General features: G+C 44.4%; 1 protein-coding gene. It reads left to right on the forward strand.

The window, feature by feature from the left end; genetic code table 11:
• The coding region (locus tag PSI14_RS19960; protein ID WP_273577723.1) for a baseplate J/gp47 family protein at window positions 1-915 on the forward strand (915 nt) is incomplete at both ends.

Raw genomic sequence — 915 nt, forward strand, 5'->3', positions numbered from 1 at the left:
AGCGGGCAACAAAATCAGTGGCTGAGGTCACGATTAACGGACTGGCAAATACGGCTATTCCGGTTGGATTTCAGGTTACCGATGACTCAGGGAAAACATGGAGCACACAGGCAGAGGCCAGAATTGGTGATAATGGATTAGCAACGGTCAACGTTCACTGTGATGTAGTGGGCAGAGTTATAGCCTCGACAGGAACCATTAACCGCATGGTCAAAAATATCAATGGCGTTGACTCGGTCATCAATAAAACGGCGGCTATTGTCGGCAGGGATGAGGAATCACGGCAGGAGTTTGAACTGAGGCGGCAGGAATCTGTTGCGATCAATGCCAAAAATACCAATGCTGCTACTTATGGCGCGGTATCCAATATCAACAATGTCATTGATTGTTATGTTATCGACAATCCCTCTGATGCAACCATCATGGTTGGAGTAACTAATTACCCGTTAATCAGGAACTCTATCGCGGTCTCTGTGGTGGGTGGTGATGATAATGAAATTGCCAAGATGATATGGATTAAGGCGGGTTCGGGATGCTCTTTCGTGGGAAACACCTCTGTCAAATATCAGGACACAGTTAATTTCCCCTATTTACCGCCAACCTATGACATTAAATTCATCAGGCCGACACATATTCCGATTGAGTTTACTGTCACGTTTGACGATAAATTGCGACTAACACATCAGGATAAAGAAGCTATCAAAAAGTCTATTTTGGATGAGTTCGGAACGGGGAGAGGAAAAGGACGGATAGCCAAGAAATTAATCGTCAGTGACTATATTTGCGCCGTTGCACAGTCAACCAGAGAGCGATTGATTGCAATCCAAATAGCGAGAAAAAACGGTGTTGCAGCTAACTATCTGGATTTCGGCATTGATGAATTTCCGACGCTATCTATAGATGACATAAGGATTT

Source organism: Xenorhabdus anantnagensis (assembly GCF_028598555.1).
Classification (GTDB): Bacteria; Pseudomonadota; Gammaproteobacteria; order Enterobacterales; family Enterobacteriaceae; genus Xenorhabdus; species Xenorhabdus anantnagensis.